Origin of the sequence: Pedobacter sp. MC2016-05 (assembly GCF_026239735.1) — a bacterium.
Lineage (GTDB): Bacteria > Bacteroidota > Bacteroidia > Sphingobacteriales > Sphingobacteriaceae > Pedobacter.
This window is the reverse complement of the sequence record NZ_JAPIVT010000013.1, coordinates 42,840-64,834: the sequence shown is the minus strand read 5'-3', so window position 1 is coordinate 64,834 and position 21,995 is coordinate 42,840. Positions and strand designations below refer to the sequence as shown.

19 protein-coding genes are annotated in these 21,995 nt (G+C 38.7%); 14 read left to right on the top strand and 5 right to left on the bottom strand.

Going from position 1 to position 21,995, the window contains the following annotated elements:
* Positions 1-52 precede the first annotated feature (52 nt).
* On the top strand, positions 53-1,321 hold the full coding sequence (gene dctA / locus OQZ33_RS16120; protein ID WP_265800132.1) for a C4-dicarboxylate transporter DctA: 1,269 nt from the start codon (positions 53-55) through the stop codon (positions 1,319-1,321).
* A 240-nt stretch (positions 1,322-1,561) separates the two neighbouring features.
* Complete coding sequence (gene rlmF / locus OQZ33_RS16115) at positions 1,562-2,527, top strand: 23S rRNA (adenine(1618)-N(6))-methyltransferase RlmF (protein WP_265800131.1); 966 nt, start codon at positions 1,562-1,564, stop codon at positions 2,525-2,527.
* An 825-nt stretch (positions 2,528-3,352) separates the two neighbouring features.
* Here the strand turns inward: rlmF and OQZ33_RS16110 are convergent.
* Complete coding sequence (locus OQZ33_RS16110; protein WP_265800130.1) at positions 3,353-3,775, bottom strand: cupin domain-containing protein; 423 nt, start codon at positions 3,773-3,775, stop codon at positions 3,353-3,355.
* Between the two features lie 300 nt (positions 3,776-4,075).
* Between OQZ33_RS16110 and sucD the strand changes: the two genes are divergently transcribed.
* The 11 genes from sucD to OQZ33_RS16055 all read left to right on the top strand — a co-directional run bounded on the left by sucD (position 4,076) and on the right by OQZ33_RS16055 (position 17,112).
* Positions 4,076-4,948 carry a succinate--CoA ligase subunit alpha gene (gene sucD, locus OQZ33_RS16105; RefSeq protein WP_056848721.1) on the top strand — a complete coding sequence of 291 codons (873 nt, stop codon included), beginning with the start codon at positions 4,076-4,078 and terminating at the stop codon, positions 4,946-4,948.
* A 314-nt stretch (positions 4,949-5,262) separates the two neighbouring features.
* On the top strand, positions 5,263-5,763 hold the full coding sequence (locus OQZ33_RS16100; protein WP_265800129.1) for a methionine-R-sulfoxide reductase: 501 nt from the start codon (positions 5,263-5,265) through the stop codon (positions 5,761-5,763).
* 144 nt (positions 5,764-5,907) lie between these two features.
* The gene (locus OQZ33_RS16095; protein ID WP_265800128.1) at positions 5,908-6,288 is read left to right on the top strand and encodes a septal ring lytic transglycosylase RlpA family protein; all 381 of its coding nucleotides are present in this window, start codon (positions 5,908-5,910) and stop codon (positions 6,286-6,288) included.
* A gap of 455 nt (positions 6,289-6,743) precedes the next feature.
* Positions 6,744-7,715, top strand: a complete 972-nt coding sequence (locus OQZ33_RS16090) for a ribonucleoside-diphosphate reductase small subunit (RefSeq protein ID WP_056848724.1) — start codon at positions 6,744-6,746, stop codon at positions 7,713-7,715.
* Positions 7,716-7,862: 147 nt separating this feature from the next.
* A complete protein-coding gene (locus tag OQZ33_RS16085; protein ID WP_265800127.1) occupies positions 7,863-10,247 on the top strand; it encodes a ribonucleoside-diphosphate reductase subunit alpha in 2,385 nt (794 codons plus the stop codon).
* Positions 10,248-10,436: 189 nt separating this feature from the next.
* Positions 10,437-10,709 carry a cysteine-rich CWC family protein gene (locus OQZ33_RS24370; RefSeq protein WP_323670581.1) on the top strand — a complete coding sequence of 91 codons (273 nt, stop codon included), beginning with the start codon at positions 10,437-10,439 and terminating at the stop codon, positions 10,707-10,709.
* A 527-nt stretch (positions 10,710-11,236) separates the two neighbouring features.
* A complete protein-coding gene (locus OQZ33_RS16075; RefSeq protein WP_265800126.1) occupies positions 11,237-13,204 on the top strand; it encodes an SPFH domain-containing protein in 1,968 nt (655 codons plus the stop codon).
* A gap of 498 nt (positions 13,205-13,702) precedes the next feature.
* Complete coding sequence (locus OQZ33_RS16070) at positions 13,703-14,578, top strand: carbon-nitrogen hydrolase (protein WP_265800124.1); 876 nt, start codon at positions 13,703-13,705, stop codon at positions 14,576-14,578.
* Between the two features lie 119 nt (positions 14,579-14,697).
* Positions 14,698-15,774, top strand: a complete 1,077-nt coding sequence (locus OQZ33_RS16065; protein ID WP_265800123.1) for an agmatine deiminase family protein — start codon at positions 14,698-14,700, stop codon at positions 15,772-15,774.
* 113 nt (positions 15,775-15,887) lie between these two features.
* Positions 15,888-16,631, top strand: a complete 744-nt coding sequence (gene fabG, locus OQZ33_RS16060) for a 3-oxoacyl-[acyl-carrier-protein] reductase (RefSeq protein WP_265800122.1) — start codon at positions 15,888-15,890, stop codon at positions 16,629-16,631.
* A gap of 211 nt (positions 16,632-16,842) precedes the next feature.
* The gene (locus OQZ33_RS16055; RefSeq protein ID WP_265800121.1) at positions 16,843-17,112 is read left to right on the top strand and encodes a hypothetical protein; all 270 of its coding nucleotides are present in this window, start codon (positions 16,843-16,845) and stop codon (positions 17,110-17,112) included.
* A gap of 230 nt (positions 17,113-17,342) precedes the next feature.
* Here the strand turns inward: OQZ33_RS16055 and OQZ33_RS16050 are convergent, their stop codons facing one another.
* Positions 17,343-18,077 carry a L,D-transpeptidase family protein gene (locus OQZ33_RS16050; RefSeq protein ID WP_265800120.1) on the bottom strand — a complete coding sequence of 245 codons (735 nt, stop codon included), beginning with the start codon at positions 18,075-18,077 and terminating at the stop codon, positions 17,343-17,345.
* A gap of 206 nt (positions 18,078-18,283) precedes the next feature.
* Here OQZ33_RS16050 and OQZ33_RS16045 point away from each other — a divergent pair, with 206 nt between their 5' ends.
* Positions 18,284-20,368, top strand: a complete 2,085-nt coding sequence (locus OQZ33_RS16045; protein WP_265800119.1) for a hypothetical protein — start codon at positions 18,284-18,286, stop codon at positions 20,366-20,368.
* A 177-nt stretch (positions 20,369-20,545) separates the two neighbouring features.
* Here OQZ33_RS16045 and OQZ33_RS16040 read toward each other — a convergent pair whose 3' ends face one another.
* The 3 genes from OQZ33_RS16040 to OQZ33_RS16030 are packed head-to-tail and all read right to left on the bottom strand — an operon-like array spanning position 20,546 to position 21,970.
* The gene (locus OQZ33_RS16040) at positions 20,546-21,160 is read right to left on the bottom strand and encodes a trimeric intracellular cation channel family protein (RefSeq protein WP_265800117.1); all 615 of its coding nucleotides are present in this window, start codon (positions 21,158-21,160) and stop codon (positions 20,546-20,548) included.
* A 48-nt stretch (positions 21,161-21,208) separates the two neighbouring features.
* Positions 21,209-21,655 (bottom strand): hypothetical protein, encoded by a 447-nt coding sequence (locus tag OQZ33_RS16035; protein ID WP_265800116.1) that lies wholly within the window; start codon positions 21,653-21,655, stop codon positions 21,209-21,211.
* Between the two features lie 15 nt (positions 21,656-21,670).
* A complete protein-coding gene (locus tag OQZ33_RS16030) occupies positions 21,671-21,970 on the bottom strand; it encodes an FtsB family cell division protein (RefSeq protein ID WP_265800115.1) in 300 nt (99 codons plus the stop codon).
* Positions 21,971-21,995: the final 25 nt, after the last annotated feature.

Sequence of the window (21,995 nt, the reverse complement as noted above, 5' to 3'; positions counted from 1 at the left end):
TTTTCAAGGTAAGATAAAAATATAAGCTATATTTCGTTTTTAAAAAACCAAAATGAAATCTATTCTTTCCAATTTAACTTTTCAGGTTATCATCGCAATTATCATCGGGATCTTTGTTGGGACCTACTTTCCTGAGTTCGCATCGACAGCCAAATTAATTAGCCAGGGTTTTATTAACCTGATTAGCATGCTCATTGCACCTATTATTTTCTTTACCATTGTTTTGGGGATTGCCCACATGGGTGATATGAAAAAAGTTGGCCGAGTGGGAGGAAAGGCACTGTTATATTTTGAAATTGTGAGTACCGTGGCCATCGCAGTCGGTTTGCTGGTTGCAAATGTGCTTAAACCCGGAGCAGGTGTAATTGCGAAAGCAGGCGACGCATCGAAAATTTCGGGTTATGCCGAGCAGGCAAAAGATATGAATTGGGCTGAGTTTTTCTTGCATATCATTCCCCATAATGTGATTGCTGCCTTTGCTGAAGGAAATATTCTACAAATTTTGCTTTTTGCCATCCTATTCGGATATGGTTTAAACAAACTAGGAGGGGAGGGTACTTCTGTGTTAAATGCCTTCGATAAAATTTCAAAAGTGCTATTTAAAATCATGAAAGTGATTATGCGTTTGGCACCAATCGGTGCTTTCGGCGGTATGGCTTTTAGCATCGGCACACATGGTTTGCAAAGTATTTTCGGGATGGCTAAACTAATGGGTTCGGTTTATCTAACTTGCATTTTATTCATTTTTGTGGTGCTCAATGGCATCTGTAGGTATTATAAGTTCAGCTTATGGGCTTATCTTAAATTTATCCGGCAGGAGATTTTAATTGTTTTGGGTACCTCTTCTTCTGAATCAGCTTTGCCTAGTATGATGCAAAAAATGGAAGCCATTGGTTGCGATAAATCTGTGGTGGGTTTAGTTATCCCAACAGGATATTCTTTTAATTTGGATGGTACTGCAATTTACCTGGCCATGGCGGTTATTTTTCTTTGTCAGGTTTTTCATGTTGACTTATCTCTGGGTCAGCAGATTACTGTTTTGGGTGTGTTGATGGTTACCTCAAAGGGTGCTGCGGGCGTTACAGGAAGTGGTTTTATCGTGTTGGTTTCTACGCTTACGGCTTTAAAAATAATGCCCATCGAGCATATTTCTATTTTGATTGGTGTAGATCGTTTTATGAGCGAAGCACGAGCCATTACCAACGTTATTGGAAACGGGGTGGCGACAATCGTAATTGCCAAAAGCGAAAATCAGTTTGATCAGGCGAAGTATTTAAGAGCAATCCAGCCAGCAGCGATTGAGAAAAATGAGGAAAGTTAAAGTGTTGCGGGTTACCAGTTATCTGTTGCCAGGCTGGATTCTAGCACCCCAATCTTTCAGAGGTGTATTCATTAGACTTCTCGAGATGCTAACACCAAAGTGAGCGATAGCTTCTTTTACTTTTTATTGGAACTATGACAGGTAACATGTAACAGGCAACTCACAATACATAAACCAACTATTTAACTTACCTTTGTGCCAGAAACATGCACACAGCATGTTTAGTTAAACCAGATCACATTGGCTCAAGAAGAACAAAATAACCGCAAAGAAAAAAGCGAGTTACATCCACGCAACAAACACCGTTCGCGTTACAATTTCAAACAACTTACTGCTGCATCAAAAGAATTGAAACGTTTCGTTTTTAAAAACGAGCATAATGACGATTCTATTGATTTTGCAGATCAAAATGCCGTTAAAGCACTTAACAGGGCATTATTAAAATATTTTTATAATATTTCTCAATGGGATATTCCTCAGGATTTCCTTTGTCCGCCAATACCGGGCAGGGCTGATTACATTCACTATGTTGCCGATCTTTTAGGGTCGAGCAACAAGGGTAAAAATCCAAAGGGGGCAAATATAAATGTGCTTGATATTGGCGTGGGTGCAAATTGTATTTACCCAATTGTTGGTCATCAGGAATATGGTTGGAATTTCGTAGGTTCTGAGATTGATCCGCTTTCTGTTGATTCTGCCAAACGAATTATTGAAGCAAATAAACCGTTGCAGGGTGCGGTAGAAATCCGTCAGCAATCTTCTAAAATGGGTATTTTTAGAAATATTGTGGGTGCAAAAGAGCGTTTTGATGCTGTGGTTTGCAATCCGCCTTTTCACGCATCTTTAAAAGAGGCAGAGCAAGGAACCCGCCAGAAATGGCGTAACTTGGGTGGCAACGAAAAAGAAGTAAAACACGTTTTAAACTTCGGTGGAAACAAGGCTGAGCTTTGGTGCCCAGGAGGTGAACGAGCTTTCGTGGAGCAAATGATTATTCAAAGCGCACAAATTAAAAACCAAGTGTTATGGTTTACTTCATTGGTATCTAAAAGTGCAAACTTAAAAAGTATTTACAGTGCTTTGGTTAATGCAAACGCCTTTGAAGTGCGTACGGTGCAAATGAGCCAGGGACAAAAAATTAGCCGTTTTGTGGCTTGGACTTTTCAAGATGATGCTGCACAAACAGAGTGGGCGAAAGGATGGAAGTAAGTTTTTAGTCGTTAGTCTGGAGTCGAAAGTCTTGGGTCTCTTGCCAGCGAGTTGAAATAAAAATTAACCAAAAGCCGGATAAATTCTCATTTATTCGGCTTTTTCTTTTCGTGTGCGCCGGGCATGGCAATCGACTATAGGGTTAGAGTCCCGAACACGCTTAGCAGTAGGAAGTGTTAGCTTAAGACAAGGGTGTCGTGGGTGACTGCGAATCTAAAGGAAGTCGGCGGCAAATATGGGGGCTTACGAACAGAAACTGTATATGAGGCGGATTTAGTCCGGGTGATGTTGCACGACAAACAGAAGCCCGATACTGCACGGGGACTATTACGTAAATACAGGGGCCACATCCATAGGAAGTAGATTGTCTTACCCCGGGAGATCTGAATGAGTTCTGTCAAGTGTAAGCGCGATTACAGGAGAGGAAACATTTAGCGGGGACGTTCAATGGCTCACTCAGAAGTCAGCAGCGGTCATAGTACTGTAGCAGAATTACAGGAAGGACCAAATGTTGAAATGGCAAAGGAAACAGGAAGTTTATGGTAGAGCGTTCACAGCAGAACCACATTAGAGAACTGCTTATATGAGGGTAGGACGGAATCCGAGAGTAAAATATAAGAGGAGCTGAGCCGAGCCGTGCAACCAATGGGCACAATGCCTGGCAATAGGTGAATATCATCGCTTGTCAAGAGATACTGTTTCAACAAACCGCTGTATACCGAACGGTACGTACAGTGGTGAGAGAGGACAGATAGGGAACTAATTCCTATCTTCCTACTCGATTAGGATTTTTGTTCCGAATCTGAAGCATTGCGATCCTTATATTTATTTTTTCTCGTAAACAATTAATATCGTTAAATCATTATCATCGTTTGGCTTAATGCCATGCGTACTCCCCGGACGCGTTAAAATCGCATCGCCAGGTTTAACCGGAAATGTTTTCCCATTCATTTGCATGGTGCCATTTCCACTGATCACGTAATATATTTCATCTTCTTTTTGCAAATGATAGCCGATGGATGAACCGGGTTTTAAAATCCTTTTACGGAAAGCCGTTTTAAGATTTTTGGCATCACCAAAGAAATTGTATCCAATGGTTTCGCCACCACCCTTGTGTGTGCCGGGTTCTTTTTTCGCCACTTCGATATCGTTTTGTAATATGTATTTCGACGTGTCGTTACTTTGGGCTTTGGCGCCAAAAGCAATGGTTGTCAATAATGTAAGAAGGATAAAAACCTTGTTTTTCATGTTACACTCTTTTTGGCTGTATTATTTTGCATCATGCTTTTAGCTTTAGTCTTTCTACTTTCAGCTTTAGGCTTAAGTAAAATTAGGCGTTTTGTTTCGGGTTGCCAAAGGCGAAGAAATTTTGTTAAATAAACCTGATAGCAACGAACAGGGAGTGCAACGGAGTAAAGTGAATAGCAGGACCACAGCTGCCATAGGCGAACTCCTTACATTTTCATGAAAAAATGGGGCTAAATAATCTATTTTTAAGCTTGACTTTCCAGTCAATAATATTAGCTTTGCACAAAAAAATATTGATACATGAGCGTTTTAGTAAATAAAGATTCTAAGGTTATCGTTCAGGGTTTTACCGGAAACGAAGGAACATACCACGCAGAACAAATGTTGGCGTACGGTACAAACGTAGTTGGTGGTGTTACGCCTGGCAAAGGTGGGCAATTACATTTAGAAAAGCCTGTTTTTAATACTGTTAAAGATGCTGTTGATAAAACAGGAGCAAATGTATCTATCATTTTCGTTCCACCGGCTTTTGCTGCTGATGCGATTATGGAAGCTGCCGATGGTGGCATTAAAGTGATTGTTTGTATTACTGAAGGTATCCCAACTAAGGATATGATTCAGGTTAAAGAATATATTTCTGACCGTGATGTTACGCTTATCGGCCCTAACTGCCCAGGTGTAATTACTGCTGATGAAGCTAAAATTGGTATCATGCCAGGTTTTATCTTCAAAAAAGGTCATGTAGGTGTGGTTTCAAAATCAGGAACTTTAACTTACGAAGCGGTAGATCAGGTTGTTAAAGCTGGTTTAGGTATTACTACTGCTATCGGTATCGGTGGTGACCCAATTATTGGTACGCCAACTGTTGAAGCGGTAAAATTATTAATGAATGATCCTGAAACTCACGGTATCATCATGATTGGTGAAATTGGTGGTGGAATGGAAGCTGAAGCTGCTCGTTGGATTAAAGAAAACGGTACTAAGCCTGTTGTTGGTTTCATCGCTGGTCAAACTGCTCCTGCAGGACGTAGAATGGGTCACGCTGGTGCAATTGTAGGTGGTGCTGACGATACAGCTGCTGCTAAAATGAAAATCATGCGTGAGTGTGGTATCCGTGTAGTAGAAAGTCCTGCTGAAATTGGCGCTGCAATGGCAGAAGAATTAGCAAAGTAAGATTTTAGAATTTTATATAAATGAGAGCGTTTCGATTAATTTCGGGACGCTTTTTTTTTTGTCCTCACCCTGTGAAAGTTTTTGATTTGGCTAATTTTTGCTGTCCCTCTCCTGGAAGAGAGGGTTGACGGTTTAGGCGGTAATCCATTTGTTTAGGATCACAATCTTATGTTTCCCTCTCTTTCAGGAGGGATGGCACTACAAAACCATTATCACAAACTTTGATAGGGTAAGGTTTTATCATCGCTTTGTAAACACTATTCGAATGTATTAAACCTGTAAACCAAATTGAAATCTATCACGTATATTGATGTATGAAAACGATGTTAAATAAACTATTTTTGATCTCGGCTGTTGTTTTAATTGGAAGTCTTTCTGCTTGCGCACAAAAGCAAGAAAAGAAAGAAACAAAATCAGCGCAGTCATCAGAAAATATTATAAAAAAGAAAATGAACTGGAACACATTAACACCTGAAGAAGAAAGAGTAATTGTTAATAAAGGAACAGAATATCCTGGCACAGGGAAGTATGAGCATACCACAGATAAAGGAACATATACTTGTAAACGTTGCAATGCGGAATTGTACCGTTCGGAAAGTAAGTTTGATGCCCGTTGTGGTTGGCCGGCTTTCGATGATGAAATTAAGGGTGCTGTAAAACGGATTCCTGACGCTGACGGATCGCGTATAGAGATAGTTTGTGCCAACTGTGGCGCACACTTAGGTCACGTTTTTACAGGAGAAGGGTTTACTGCTAAAGACACTCGTCATTGTGTAAATTCTATCTCGATGAACTTTGTGCCAGACAAGAAATAAGGTGGGTGTAGTGAGGTTAGGTAGAGGCGTACAGCGACAAGTTGTACGCCTTTTTTGATGTTGAAAATCAGGCTGTTTTTCCACAAATTATTGATTATAAACTAAATGCTTATATTTGCAGGCTCGATATAAAAATTTTAGCCTATGAAGTATCTTCTGTTATTAAGTTTTTGTTTCCTGTTTTTACAAGGTAAAGCAAAGCAATCCGGTCCCTCAAATGAACCAGACAGCGTTAGCAAAACAGTTCTTGCAACTTACTATCACAGAAAATTCGAAGGCCGCCGCACTACTAGCGGCGCCAAATACAGAGCCAAAAAATTCACCGCCGCTCACCGCACTTTGCCATTCGGCACAATGATCAAAGTAACCAATCCCGACAACGGAAAATCGGTAACGGTAAAGGTAAACGATCGTGGTCCTTTCTCTAAGAGATTGGCAATAGATCTATCAGAAAGTGCTGCTAAAGAGATTGGTATCTATCGTAAAGGCATAGCTAAAGTAAATCTAAGTTATAGTGTGGAGTAATATTCCTTTTTGCTCTATTATGTACTTGCTATACACCTCAAATTTAAGTTATTAACACTTATTTTAGTTTGCTAAACCCTTGAAAAGAAACGATTAGCTTTTTTTTCGCTTGAAAATGATATTTAGCTGATCGTTTTCTCCACCAGATTCAGCGTAGTGTTAACAACTTTGGTTCACAAAAAAGCCCCCCGGTGTATATATTTGTTATAACAAAGTTCTTTAACTTCTTGCGTTTGAAAACAAATATAAAAGCTTAGTTTTTAGTAATTTACAGGTGTATCACTCTGATAACAAATCTAAATTTTCCCGACTAAAGACTCTGTTGTTTGTCATTCGCCAAGGGTTAGCACTTACACTAGAGTTTTAAGACAAAACATTTCAATCACTATATAAATTGGTGGATGCGTGGTTTTGTCGGCTCTAACTAAATGGAATAAAATATTAAAGTATCAGATATGGAACAGGAATTATTACTACAAGAAAACAAAGATAGATTTGTGCTTTTGCCGATTAAATACCCGGCAATTTGGGAGATGTATAAAAAGACCGAAGCTAGTTTCTGGACAGCAGAAGAGATCGATCTTTCTGATGACCAAAAGCACTGGGATAGTTTAAATGATGGCGAAAGACATTTCATTTCTCATATCCTTGCTTTCTTTTCTGCTAGTGATGGTATTGTTAACGAAAACCTGGCGGTAAACTTCATGAGTGAAGTGCAGTTGCCAGAAGCTCGTTGTTTTTATGGTTTCCAGATTATGATGGAAAACATCCATGCCGAAACCTATGCTTTATTAATTGACACTTATATCAAAGATCCGGAAGAAAAAGATCGCTTATTCCATGCTATTGATACTGTTCCGGCAGTAAAGAGAAAGGCAGAATGGGCGCTTCGCTGGATTGAAAACGGAACTTTCGCTGAGCGTTTGGTAGCGTTTGCTGCTGTTGAAGGTATTTTCTTCAGCGGAAGTTTTTGTTCTATCTTCTGGTTGAAAAAACGTGGTTTAATGCCTGGATTAACTTTCAGTAACGAGTTAATTTCTAGAGATGAAGGTTCGCACTGCGAATTTGCTTGCTTGTTGTATAGCATGTTAAGCAATAAATTGAGTGAAGAGCAAGTTCATTCTATCATCAGCGATGCGGTTGAAATTGAAAAAGAATTTATTACCGATGCATTACCGGTTGCTTTAATCGGGATGAATGCGAAGTTGATGAGCCAATACATCGAGTTTGTTGCCGACAGATGGTTACAGGAATTGGGTTATAAAAAAATCTATAATGCAACCAATCCTTTCGATTTTATGGAAATGATTTCATTGCAGGGTAAAACCAATTTCTTCGAAAAACGTGTTGGCGATTACCAGAAAAGTGGTGTGTTAACTTCTGCTGATAACAATAAACAAGCGTTTTCTTTAGACGAAGACTTTTAGTTAAAATTTTGAATTAAAGAATGATAGAATGCTCTTTTATCATTCGGAAAAATAAATAAAACATTACGAGTTGGTTCGAAAGGTTGATAAGAAAATCACTCATTCAAAACTCACTCATTCAATCATTAAAGAAAAATCTCATAAATTATGTTCGTACTAAAAAGAGATGGCCGCAAAGAGGCGGTGCAATTTGACAAAATCACAGCCCGTATTCAAAAGCTGTGTTATAGTTTAAATTCAGACCTTGTAGACCCAATCGATGTTGCCAAAAAGGTAATCGAAGGTTTATATGATGGTGTAACTACATCAGAGTTGGATAACCTTGCTGCGGAAACTGCCGCATCGTTGACTACGAAACATCCTGATTATGCTTTGTTAGCTTCGCGTATCGCGGTTTCTAACTTGCATAAGAACACTACCAAGTCATTCTCGGGTACGATGAAAATGTTGTACGAATATTTCGACCCGAAAGCGCAGAAAGCGGCTCCGCTTATCGCTGATGATGTGTACGAAATTATCGAAAAAAACAAAGATATTTTAGATAGCTCTATCATTTACGACCGTGATTTTGGTTTCGACTATTTCGGTTTCAAAACGCTGGAAAAATCATACCTTTTAAAAGTGAACGGTAAAATTGTTGAGCGTCCGCAACACTTATTCATGCGTGTTTCTGTTGGTATCCATAAAGAGGATATTGAGAGTGCAATTAAAACGTATAACTTAATGAGTGAGCGTTGGTTTACACATGCTACTCCAACTTTATTCAACGCCGCTACACCTAAACCCCAAATGTCTTCATGTTTCTTGTTAACTATGCAAGATGACAGCATCGAGGGGATTTATGATACATTAAAACAAACCGCTAAAATTTCTCAAAGTGCTGGTGGTATTGGTTTAAGCATCCACAACATCCGTGCAACAGGTTCATATATTGGCGGTACAAATGGTACGAGTAACGGTATCATTCCAATGTTACGTGTATTTAACGATACTGCCCGTTATGTAGATCAGGGTGGAGGTAAACGTAAAGGTGCTTTCGCTATTTATTTAGAACCATGGCATGCAGATGTTTTCGAATTCTTAGACTTACGTAAAAACCACGGTAAAGAAGAAATGCGCGCCCGTGATTTATTCTATGCGCTTTGGATTAACGATTTGTTTATGCAACGTGTTAAAGACAATGGTGATTGGACATTATTCTGCCCACACGAAGCTCCAGGTTTAGCAGATTGTTTTGGTAAAGAATTTGAAGATCTTTATGCGAAATATGAAGCTGAAGGCCGTGGACGTAAAACGATTAAAGCTCAAGAACTTTGGTTTGCTATTTTAGATTCTCAAATTGAGACAGGTACACCTTATATGTTGTTTAAAGATGCAGCGAACAGCAAATCTAACCAACAAAACCTCGGTACAATCAAGTCTTCTAACTTATGTACGGAGATTATTGAGTACACTTCTAAAGATGAGGTTGCGGTTTGTAACCTGGCATCATTAGCTTTACCACGTTTTGTAATCAATGGCGCTTTCGATCACCAAAAATTATACGATGTAACTTATCAGGCTACTTTAAACCTGAATAAAATCATCGACCATAACTATTACCCGGTGCAAGAAGCTGAAAATTCAAACATGCGTCACCGTCCGGTTGGTTTAGGTGTTCAAGGTTTAGCCGATGCGTTTATTTTATTGCGTTTACCTTTCGAAAGTGATGAGGCAAAACGTTTAAACAAAGATATTTTCGAAACGATTTATTTCGCATCGATGACAGCTTCTAACGATTTAGCGGTGAAACACGGCCCTTACCAAACTTTTGAAGGTTCGCCATTATCAAAAGGTAAATTCCAATTTGATTTATGGAACGTAACACCAGATAGCGGAAGATGGGATTGGGATGCTTTACGCAAGAAAGTAGTTAAAGATGGTGTATACAACTCTTTATTGGTTGCGCCAATGCCAACAGCATCTACTTCTCAAATTCTAGGTAACAACGAATGTTTCGAGCCATATACTTCTAACATTTACACCCGCCGTGTATTAAGTGGAGAGTTCGTAGTGGTGAACAAACACTTATTGAAAGACTTAGTAGCCCTAGGTTTGTGGAACAACGATATGAAAAACCAAATCATATTGGCTAACGGTTCAATCCAAGGTATTGCTGCTATTCCTGATTATATTAAAGAATTGTACAAAACTGTTTGGGAGATCAAGATGCGTAACATCATCGATATGGCTGCAGATCGTGGCGCATATATCTGTCAATCACAATCATTGAACTTGTTCGTAAATGCACCAAATACTTCGAAATTAACTTCAATGCACTTCTATGCATGGGAGAAAGGTTTGAAAACTGGTATGTATTACTTACGTACTCAAGCAGCATCTCAAGCAGTTAAATTTACTGTAGAGAACCAAGGTGGTAAAGCAATTGAAGCAGTTATTCCTGCTGAAATGACTCAAGACCAGGTTGCAGAAGAAATCGTTGACGGACCAGTTTGTTCAATGGAAGAAGGCTGCATTAGCTGTTCAGGTTAAACCCCTAAATCCCCTAAGGGGGACTTTTAAAACGATCGTCTTGCTGAATTTATTTCAGCATCTGTTTGAATATTTCCTGAAATAAGTTCAGGATAATGAATCTAATAATATCGTAAGGTTTTGGGCAAACGCTCAAAACCTTATTTTTTGTCCTTACTTTTGGTTTTTAGTTTAATAGTTCATCTGTCAATGGTTCATTACTGTAATGCGCCAAATACCAATGAACTATTGACCACTGAACCAATGAACACCCAAAAACATAGCAAACACGAAATCATTCCCTGCGAAAGATGCGGAACGGCTATTGAATGCAAGGCAAACTCATACACTAAATGTCAGTGTAGCGTGGTGCAATTGAGCATTAACGAAGTTCAATACATCTCCGAGTTATACGATGGTTGTTTATGCGCTAAATGCCTTTTCGAGTTACAACAGGAGTACAGGGAAGAGATAGGAGTGTAATTAAATTGCGAAATCTTAAAAGCATCTGTGTATACTAAATTCCATCTGCTTCGATTTTTTTGAAAAGCAATGTTCTGCACTTTTGGCTATATCAGCCCCGCTTTTGTTGCTGCCATTTAGAAAAAAAATGGCATCCATTCAATCGGGTTTATCTTACTTAAGTAAATACGTAACCCCCAACAAAAGTAAACTGTCTATTTTATTAGTCAAATCACAAGGTCTGAAATAGGACAGCTTAAAGTAAGAAAAATTTAAGTTCTGCCAGGTTTTCATTGGAACAAATCACTCCATATCTAAACCTTAATTTTTGACTCTTTTTCTTTTGTCTATTCGGTCATTTTCCGAAATGTCAAGTTCAGGTGGTATTTTATCAATGCACTATCTCAAATCAGATCTGAGCCCTTAAAATGGAAAGAAATATATATTCTCGGATTGAGTGTTTTTTGCAAATAGTGCACTCCTTTTGATAACAATATGCTAGCTGATAAATGGTTTATCAACAGAAAAAATAGAAAATACATATTATTATGGAAGCGCTCATTTCTAATTACTGGTGGGTTTTAGTGGCACTGTTGTGCATCGTTTTATACAAATACATTTTGCGTTTCTTATTTGGGATGGTCATTGTTCCCGAAGATAGAATCGGGTTAATTACCAAAAAATTCGTGCTATTTGGTTCAGACAGAGAACTGCCCGACGGGCGCATCATTGCCGTAAAAGGCGAAGCGGGTTTCCAGGGTAAAACATTAGCGCCTGGATTATATTTTGGAATGTGGTTTTGGCAGTACAGCGTAACTATGGAACAATTTACCATCATTCCAGAAGGTAAAATTGGTTTAATCATGGCCAAAGATGGTTCGGAAATTCCCACCGGAAATATCCTCGGACAAAGAGTAGAATCTGATAATTTTCAGGATGCTGTAAAGTTCCTGGAGAACGGCGGGCAGCGAGGTCGGCAGACTTCGTACATCACTTCTGGCTCTTATCGTATCAACACGATGCTTTTTCAAGTTTCGGTTACCGATATGATTCGTATTCAGGAAAGTATGGTAGGTATTGTAACAACACTTGATGGTTTGCCGATTGAAGCCAACCAGATTGCTGGTAAATTAGTAGAAGGACATAACAATTTCCAGAACTTTGATAATTTTATAAAAGCTGGAGGAAATAGGGGTTTACAGCCACAAGTAATTTTGGCAGGTTCTTACAACCTTAATCCTTGGGCTATTCAATTGGAGGAAATTCCGATGACTGAAATCGCGATTGGCTATGTAGGCGTGGTGATCTCCTTTATTGGTACCGATGGAAACGATTTAACCGGTGCCGATTTTAAACATGGTAACATTGTTGGGAAAGGTTCGAAAGGGGTTTGGCTAGAACCACTTGGCCCAGGTAAATATCCAATTAACAAGTACATTATGAAAGTGGAATTAGTGCCTACAACAAACCTGGTTTTAAACTGGGCATCTGCAAGAAGTGAAGCACATAATTTGGATAAAAATTTATCTACCATTACAGTACGTTCCAAAGACGGTTTTCCCTTCAATTTGGATGTGGCTCAAATTATTCACGTTCCAACAACTGAAGCGCCAAAGGTAATTGCCCGTTTTGGTAACATGGTAAACTTGGTTTCGCAGGTTTTGGAACCAACTATTGGTAACTATTTCCGTAACTCGGCACAGGGAAGCGATGTGATCGCTTTCTTAAGTACGCGTAAAGAGCGTCAAGAATCTGCAAAAGAACATATCCGAAAAGTGCTTGATGAATATAATGTAAACGCAGTTGATACGCTGATTGGCGACATTGTTCCACCAGAATCGTTGATGAAAACCTTAACTGACCGTAAAATTGCAGAAGAACAAAAGGTAACTTATGAAACCCAGAAGCAAGCACAGGAAACACGTCAGGGAATGGAAAAAGAAACTGCTATTGCTGATATGCAAAAGGATATTGTTAAGGCGCAACAAAGTGTGGAGATTGCCGAGCGTACCGCAAGTGCAACGGTTAAAAAATCGGAAGGTGATGCAGCTGGTGTGAAATTAGCTGTTGGTGCAGAAGCAGAAGCAACCAAAATGAGAGCACATGCCGAAGCCGAAGCAACAAAAGCAAGGGCGCAAGCAGATTCTGAAGCGATTAAGTTAAGGGCTTCGGCAGAAGCTGAACAAATTTCTTTAACAGGTGGAGCCGAAGCTGGTAAAATTTTAGCTATCGGTAAATCTACGGCCGAAGCCTATGAATTAGCTGTTAAGGCTTTGGGTGGCGAAAACTTTACGCGTTATAAAATTACCGAAGAATTATCTAAAGGTAATGTAAAGCTAATTCCTGATGTGTTGATTGGTGGAAATGGGGGTAATAATGGCGGCTCAGCAATGGATGGTTTATTAGGCTTGAAGTTAATGGAGCTAATGGACCCGCAACAACGAAAAGAGGTGATAGCGGTTGCCGGAGTTGTAGAAACAAAACCGATACCTAAAAGGGATAACATTAATTCTTAATTTTATTTTAAAGGTGAAAGGCCTCGCTGAAAATCGAGGCCTTTCTAATTATCCATTCGCTGAAGCCGAACGGCAATGTAATGCGATGTGGCTATTAGATTGACTGTTCATTGCAGGCTGCTTTAGCTGCATGAATAATGTAGAATTTTTAAAGGCTTCAGCCACATTTACACGCTATGCAACCCAAGATAGTAGCAAAAGATTCCCCACCTAAACGGGATAGGAGTGATATCCTTTTTGTTGCACTTCGACAAGGTTAATGTGTAGCAATCACAAAAAAGATTTAACGGATAGCCCGACCAACGATGATTTCGATACTGCCTCTGCTTTTCAGAAAACAATTACATAATTATGCCCTTCTACTTTTAAACAAAATATTAACTTTGCAACCTAATTTAGAGTGAAGGAATTTTGTGCCAAAGGCATCCCTTTGGGAAATGGTTGAATGCTTTACAAATTCATTCATTCTATCATTCTTTCATCCAATAATTTTAAGAAATGAAGAAAGTAAAAGTTGGCTTGGTACAAATGACTTGTACTAAAGATAAGCAGGAAAATTTAGATAAAGCGATTGTAAAAGTAAGAGAGGCAGCCGCGAAAGGTGCGCAAATCGTATGCTTGCAAGAGCTTTTTACTTCTTTATATTTCTGCGATGTAGAAGATTACGACAACTTCGATTTAGCTGAAAAAATTCCTGGACCATCGACTGATGCTTTACAGGAGGTGGCTAAGGAGCTTGGCGTTGTGGTGATTGCTTCTTTATTTGAGAAACGTGCTGAAGGTTTGTACCACAATACAACCGCTGTTTTGGATGCTGATGGTTCATATTTGGGGAAATACCGTAAGATGCATATCCCTGATGATCCAGCTTACTATGAAAAATTCTATTTTACTCCAGGCGATTTAGGGTACAAGGTTTTCGAAACCAAGTTTGGCAAAATTGGTATCTTGATTTGTTGGGATCAATGGTACCCAGAAGCATCACGGATTACTGCTTTGATGGGCGCTGATATTATGTTTTATCCAACAGCAATTGGTTGGGATACAACACAGGATGAAGAAACCAATAGAGACCAATATAATGCATGGCAAACCATTCAACGTTCGCATTCAGTAGCTAATGGCGTTCCTGTTGTGAGTGTAAATCGTGTTGGTTTTGAGCAGGAAGGCAGAATGAAATTCTGGGGAGGAAGTTTTGCAACAAACGCACAAGGTAAGCTGCTTTATTTGGCTTCACATGATCAGGAAGAAACCGAAGTGGTGGAACTGGATTTAGATCAAAGTGATTTCATGCGTAAACACTGGCCGTTTTTGAGAGATAGGAGAATTGACTCTTATCAGCCGATTACGAAAAGATATATTGATAACGATTAAGCTGAAAGGTTAGAGGCCAAAGCTTAACCTATATTCCTAGGTGTCATCCTGAGCCCGTCGATGGACATAACATTTCGACAAGCTCAATGTGACACCTCTAATTTATAAGACAAAACGAAATGTCAAATTTCCCACCGAAAGAACATTTAAATATCAATCAATTCGATTATTCTCCGAAAAAACAGGGCTATGTTTTTCCTGCCGAATGGGCGAAACATGAAGCAACCTGGTTAAGCTGGCCGCATAAAGAGGCGAGTTGGCCGGGAAAAATCGAAACGATTTACAAGCCATACTGTGAATTCATTAAAGCTGTGGCAAAAGGCGAAATAGTTCGTATAAATGTTAAGGACGAGGAAATGAAAGCTTTTGCTGTTGCTGAATTAACAAAATTTGATGCAGATTTATCGCAGATTGAATTCTATTTCAATGAAACGAACGATGCCTGGTGCCGTGACCACGGACCTGCATTTGTGGTTAATGGAAATGAAAAGGCGGTAGTAGATTGGGGTTATAATGCCTGGGGTGGAAAATATCCTCCTTTTGATTTGGACGATGTAGTGCCAAGCAAAATTGCTAAACATTTCAATTTGCCTTTATTTATTCCTGATATCGTAATGGAAGGTGGTTCAGTAGAATTTAATGGTGCAGGAACCATTTTAACCACAACGGCTTGTTTGCTCAACGAAAATCGCAATCGGCATTTAACTAAAGAGCAGATAGAAAAATACCTGCTTGAGTATTATGGACAGGAGCAGGTTTTATGGTTAGGTGATGGAATTGTAGGCGATGATACTGACGGTCATATTGATGATATCACACGTTTCGTGAATGAAGATACTGTTTTAACGGTTGTAGAAAGCAATCCTCTGGATGAAAACTATCTCCTGTTGCAGGAAAACCTGGAAGCTTTAAAGGCGATGAAACTGAAAGATGGTCGCTCGCTAAACATTGTGGAGCTTCCGATGCCATCGCCGGTAATTTATGAGGATACTCGATTGCCTGCTTCTTATGCTAATTTTTATATTGCAAATGCAGCTGTAATTGTTCCCATTTTCGATGATGTGAATGACCAAAAAGCATTGGATATTATTCAAGGTTGTTTCCCGGACAGAAGGGTAATTGGCATCAATTCAGTAGATATTATTTGGGGCTTAGGCAGTTTTCATTGTTTGAGTCAACAGGAGCCAGCGGTTTAAGTCGTTAGTCTTAAATCGAAAGTCATTAGTCAATTTCGTTTTAAGTATTAACTTTACAACAGTTTAAATTTTTATACATTATATAAAAGTCCCCTTTAGGGGATTTAGGGGTTATGAAATTACTAGAAGGAAAAACAGCTTTAATTACAGGCGCATCGAAAGGTATTGGTCGTAAAATAGCTGAAAAATTTGCAGAGCAAGGCGCTAACGTTGCTTTTACATATTTATCATCAGTAGAAAAAGGGGAGGCTTTGGAGCAAGAACTGCAAAGCTTTGGCACAAAAGTAAAAGGTTACCGTTCTGATGCATCAAAATTTGATCAGGCGGAACAATTAATCAATGATATTGTAGCCGAATTTGGAGCAATCGACATTGTTGTAAATAATGCCGGTATTACCAAAGATGGTTTATTAATGAGAATGAGCGAAGAGAATTGGGATGATGTCATCAACATCAACTTAAAATCGATCTTCAATGTAACTAAAGCTGCTTCTAAAGTAATGATGAAAGCCCGTAAAGGTGTTTTTATCAATATGAGTTCTGTGGTTGGTATTACTGGCAACGCAGGACAAGCGAACTATGCGGCATCAAAAGCCGGAATTATCGGTTTCACAAAATCAGTTGCTAAAGAATTAGGTTCAAGAAATATTCGTGCTAACGTGGTTGCTCCAGGTTTTATCCGTACCGAGATGACTGAGGTTTTAGACCCTGCGGTTGTTGCTGGTTGGGAGAAGGATATCCCATTAAAACGTGCTGGTGAAACGGAAGATATTGCAAATGTTTGTGTGTTCTTGGCATCGGATATGAGCGCTTACGTAACCGGGCAAACGCTTTCTGTTTGTGGCGGGATGCTGTAAAAGAAAGGCAAAGGGTTTAAAGGTTTAAGGTGGAGGGTTTACTTCCACCTTTTACAGTTTATATGATGGCTATGAGAAAAAGAATTTTAATTAGTCTCGCTAGTCGGGATTTGCAATCCCTCTTTTAATCATCTAAAAATATGGATTACAAATCCATAATTCAATCGATCGAGCTTGTAAATTTCGACCACCAAGCGTTTCTATGATGGTTATGAGAAAACGAATTTTAATTAGTCTTGGTGTAACCGTACTCATATTTCTACTATCGTTTAGTTTTAATAGTGCATCTGATGGTAATAACTTGATGGGTTTCCCTTTCTCTTTTTATAAATATTCGGGCGGTAAAAGATATTTTGCATCAGACAGCAGACATCATTTTATCGTTTTAGCTTTTATAACTGATGGGATAATAGTAGCCGGAACTACATTTGCCATAACTTATTTAATTCAACGTAGAAAACAAGTTAAAACAGGTTTTTGACTTCAAAAAGCCAAATAAATCTATTTCACCAAATATTTTCCGTTTGGTATTCGTTAGTCGGGATTTGAAATCCGTCTTTTCAATCATCGAACAATATGGATCACTAATCTATAAATCAATCGATCGAGATTATAAATCTCGACCAACAAGCGGGTTTTCTTTTCCGAAGCCATTAAAAATATTGATAGGCCTAAGGTAGGTTTTACTTTAAGCCTTACGCCTTTTAGCTTTTATCTTAAAACATACTTCCCTTTAACTTCTTTAACATCTGCCATATCTTTGTGCTTCTCAAAAGTTAAATAGCCTGGCTGTAAGGTTTTCCAAAAGCTAAGCTGTGCACGAAATTGAGCTGAATACTTTTGCATATTGGCATTTGTCATTTTAAAAGGATAAATATTAACTGGAATTTTATCCTGTCCGTTATTCCTTGCCTCCACACCTAAAACATAAACTTCTTTAATCTTTTCATCCGTAAGCGGAATACAACCCACGGTTACGCAATTGCCATGGATGTAAATGTCGCCGCCAGTTTTTCTATTTTTGCCTGTCCTGGCTAAGTCAACCGCATTTGGATAATTAACCCCGAGCGATAGATGAAAATTACTCATCGGATTAAAAACACTGATGAAATAAAAGCCTTCGGGTGTTTGTCCATCCCCTTCTATAACTTTCGGACCAAGAGTACCAGAATGCGCACAGAAATCGTAAGTCCTGAATAAAGAATAGCTTTTGGCTGATTTAGATTTTAGCCAGACTTCTAATTTTCCCTCGGCTTTATAGGCGTTGATGAGCATGGAAAAATCATTGCCAAAATCAGCAGCTTTCACGAATTTTTCTAAAGTTCCCCATTTCTCGTTGTAGGCTTTTTCTACTCGTTCGAATTTAATTTGGGTTGCTTTGAAATTGTTTTGGGCATTGGCCATTATACTGATGGATAAAAGAAACGTTAAAAAGATTAATTTCATGAAATTTGGTTTGTTTAAAGCTAGTTATTTAACCACAGAGAACACAGAAATATTAAATTTATGCTAGGCACAGAGCACACTAAGTGAGACCTTGAATTTTTCTTTGTGCTACTCTGTGTAATTCTTTGGTCCTCTGTTTAAAAAAATCGTCTTCCGTTTCTTTGCGTCCTTTGCGCTTAAATACAAAATTAGCATCTTTATAAAATATGAACAGTTTTTTTGCCGGTACTTCTATTTTGTATTTCATAGGTTGCCTCTGTTTGGGGATTTTATATGCCTGGCTGCTATATCGGAGCAATAAAAATCTTGATAAAAAACTGAAATATGGGTTAACTGCCGTCAGAATTATTGCTGTTGCCGCTATTGCCTGGCTACTATTTGCGCCTTTAATCAAAACACTTAATTACCATTTAGATAAGCCTCTCATCATTATCGGCCAAGATAATTCACTTTCAGTCGGCCAGGTTAAAGCAGCTGGTTTCGACCAAAAATTATACGAACAAAACCTAAAGGCCCTCTACGATAAACTTTCAGACAAGTATGAGGTAAAAGCCTACAACTTCAGCGATTCTGTTGGCGACGATTTCAATTTTAAGAACCAGGGGAAGCTAACCGATGCAAGTGCTTTTTTTCAAAAAATAAGAGATGAATATACCAACAGAAATGTTGGAGCAATCATTCTGACAACGGACGGGATTTTTAACCACGGCGGGAATCCTTTGTACAGTATCAATCAGATCAATTCACCAGTATATACCATTGCTTTGGGCGATAGCATTCCGAAACGGGATATTTTAATTTCGAATGTAAACTATAATGATATTGTTTATTTAGACGATGATTTTACGATAGAAGTTCAGGTGCAGGCGTTCCAAAGCGACCGAGAAAATACGGCTTTAACGGTCAGTCAAAACGGTGCTAAAGTTGAGCAACAAAGTATTGTAATTACTGGAAATTCATTTGTGAAAACGGTTTCTGTTAAATTACATGCGGGTAAAATTGGTGTGCAAAAGTATACCGTTCAGGTTGGTGCACTGCCTAATGAAATTACGACGAAGAATAATTCACAAACGTTCTATGTAGAAGTAATTGATGGCAGGCAAAAGGTATTGTTAGCTGCTGCAGCTCCGCATCCGGATCTGGGGGTTTTAAGAGAAGCGATTTCTCTCAACAAACATTACGAGGCTAAACTCGCATTGGCGGATGATTTGAATGCGATAGATCCATCGAAATTTGATTTGATTGTGTTGTATCAGTTGCCGGATGCGCAGAATATTTCTGCTTCATTTTTGCAAAAAGTGACGGCTTTAAAGAAGCCAATATGGTATATTTTAGGTGCACAAAGCAATGTGAATGCTTTCAATCAACTTCAGAATCAAGTTAATTTAAGCGCTGCTAGCGGCTCTGTTCAAGAGGTTTACCCAGATTTTGCAAATGGCTTTACCAGCTTTAATTTATCAGAGGAAGATAAAAGGCAGTTTTCGGGTTTCGACCCATTGTTGATGCCTTTCGGTAGATTGACAGTAAATGCAAGCGCAACCCCAGTATTTAATCAGCGCATAGGCAAGGTGAGTACGCAACAACCCTTATTGTTTTTTACTAATGACAATGGTTTAAAAGCCGGTTATTTAATGGGTGAGGGCCTGTGGCGATCGAAGTTATCAGCCGCTGAAAATGAGATTGAACAATCAAGTATAAATAATTTAATTTCTCAAACCGTTCAATATCTTTCGGTAAAGGATGATAAGAGAAGATTTAAAGTTTTTACATCTAAATCTGCCTACGATGAAAATGAATCGATTCAATTCAACGGAACACTTTACAATGAAAGTTATCAGCCTGTAAACGAGCCTGAAGTGAACTTGCAAATAAAAAATGATGCAGGAAAGCTTTTTAACTACGTTTTCTCGAAAACAGACAAAGGCTATCTACTCGATGCAGGAGCAATACCTGCGGGGAATTATTCTTATGTAGCGAGTACTTCACTAGGCGGTCAAAAATTTACCGCTGCAGGAAGTTTTTATGTAAATGCGCTCATAGCAGAATATCAGCAAACAACAGCTAATCACCAATTGCTGAATACCATTTCAAAACAAAGTAATGGTAGACTTTTTATGCCAGCAGATTTATTAAAAATAGCCGATGAAATCCTGAAAAACGAGAATATTAAAACCATCAGCTACGAAGACCGTAAGTATGACGAACTCATTAATCTTAAATGGTTATTTGGGTTAATCCTGATTTTGCTAAGCGTTGAGTGGTTTTTAAGGAAAAGAAATGGGGAATTATAAGTTCTGAATTGAGCGTTTGAAGTTTGAAGTTTTGGGTGTCAATGAACCGCAAAGTACACAAAGAAAGGGCGCAGAGGGCCACAAAGTTGGGTATCTCATTCACTCTTGTGCTGCTTTAGTTTTGCATAAATTTGGAGGGCCTTGTTTTAACTCAGAACTGACAATTACAAACTGAAACTAGTGCCATTCTTCCTTATATACGAATTTGGGCATGTGCCATTTATATTTTATCGAAAGTAATCTGAGCGTTAAACCTATTAAAGCTGCAAGGATGGTCGCTAGAATTTCACTTCCATGGAAATGTTCCACGCCGATATAAACTGCTCCAGTAACGATTGCCGCACTTGCGTAAATTTCTTTCCTGAAAAGAAACGGAACTTCATTACAAAGCACATCTCTCAGTACTCCGCCAGCACAGCCTGTAATCATTCCGCTGAATAAAACGATTAGATAAGGCAAATGCATTTGCTGTGCAACCTGGCAACCAATAATTGTAAACACAACCAAACCCATTGCATCGAGGTATAGAAATAGCTTTTTAAGTTTCGTCATTACTGATGCGATGAATGCAGCAAGCAATGCAGCGGCAGCGGTAATAACCAGGTATTCGGGATGTTCAACCCAACTCATCGGATAATGACCGAACAATACATTTCTAACTGTTCCACCGCCCAAGGCCGTAACCCAGGCAATAATACAAACACCAACCCAATCCATATCTCTTCTGCCAGCAGAAAGCGCAGCGGTCATGGCTTCGGCAGTAATAGCGATGATATATAAAATGTGGAGCATATCGGGAGAAATTTTAATTACAATACCCCGTAGAAATTTTCTCGGAGATTATTGAAGAAAGGCGTCTGAATTAATATTGAAGGCAATTATTTTAATCTGGTTCTTTTCCATTACCAACCTAAAAGATTCTTTGGCTTCGAATTTATCATATTTATTGTCATATAACAAAGCATAATTTGACGAGGGGTTGCTGCTCTCAATTCTTTTAGTTTCCCACTTAGTGAGTAGTTTAGTATTAAGCTTGCCAAGTTTTTCACTCTTTTTAATTAAGAGATTATGAAGTTTTTCTTTGGAAGTAACTTTCCAAAATTCTGAGCTAAAAAGCGCATCGACAGCTTCATATTTGCCTTCGGCAACCCGATCGTAAAACTGATCTACAACCTTAACAGCCTCCTGTTTATCTTCCTCCCGATTTAAGTAGGTTCGGCTAAAGTTACAGCTGGCAGATAAAATAATAAGGACAAGAGCGGAGGCAAGTAATTTAGAAGTGCGCATTGGTTGTTGTATAGGTTAATCCTTCTTTTCCTCACGAATAATAACAAAAACATCTTCGTTATCTTTTTTCATGAAATACTTTTCGCGGGCGAATTTTTCAGCGGTATTTAGATTGGTACTCAGTTCGTTTAGATCTTTTTTAACCTGAGCAGTTTCTTTTTCGAAATACGCCTTTTCTTCTTGTAATTTATTCGCCTGACTGCGGTATTCGTACTGCGACATCATGTCGTTTTTATCAAAAAACAACATCCAAACCGCAAAAGCAGCCGTTGCAAGGAAATATTTATTACGGAAAAGGTCTATTAAACGTTTCATAATTCTCTGGAAAAAATCGTGATAT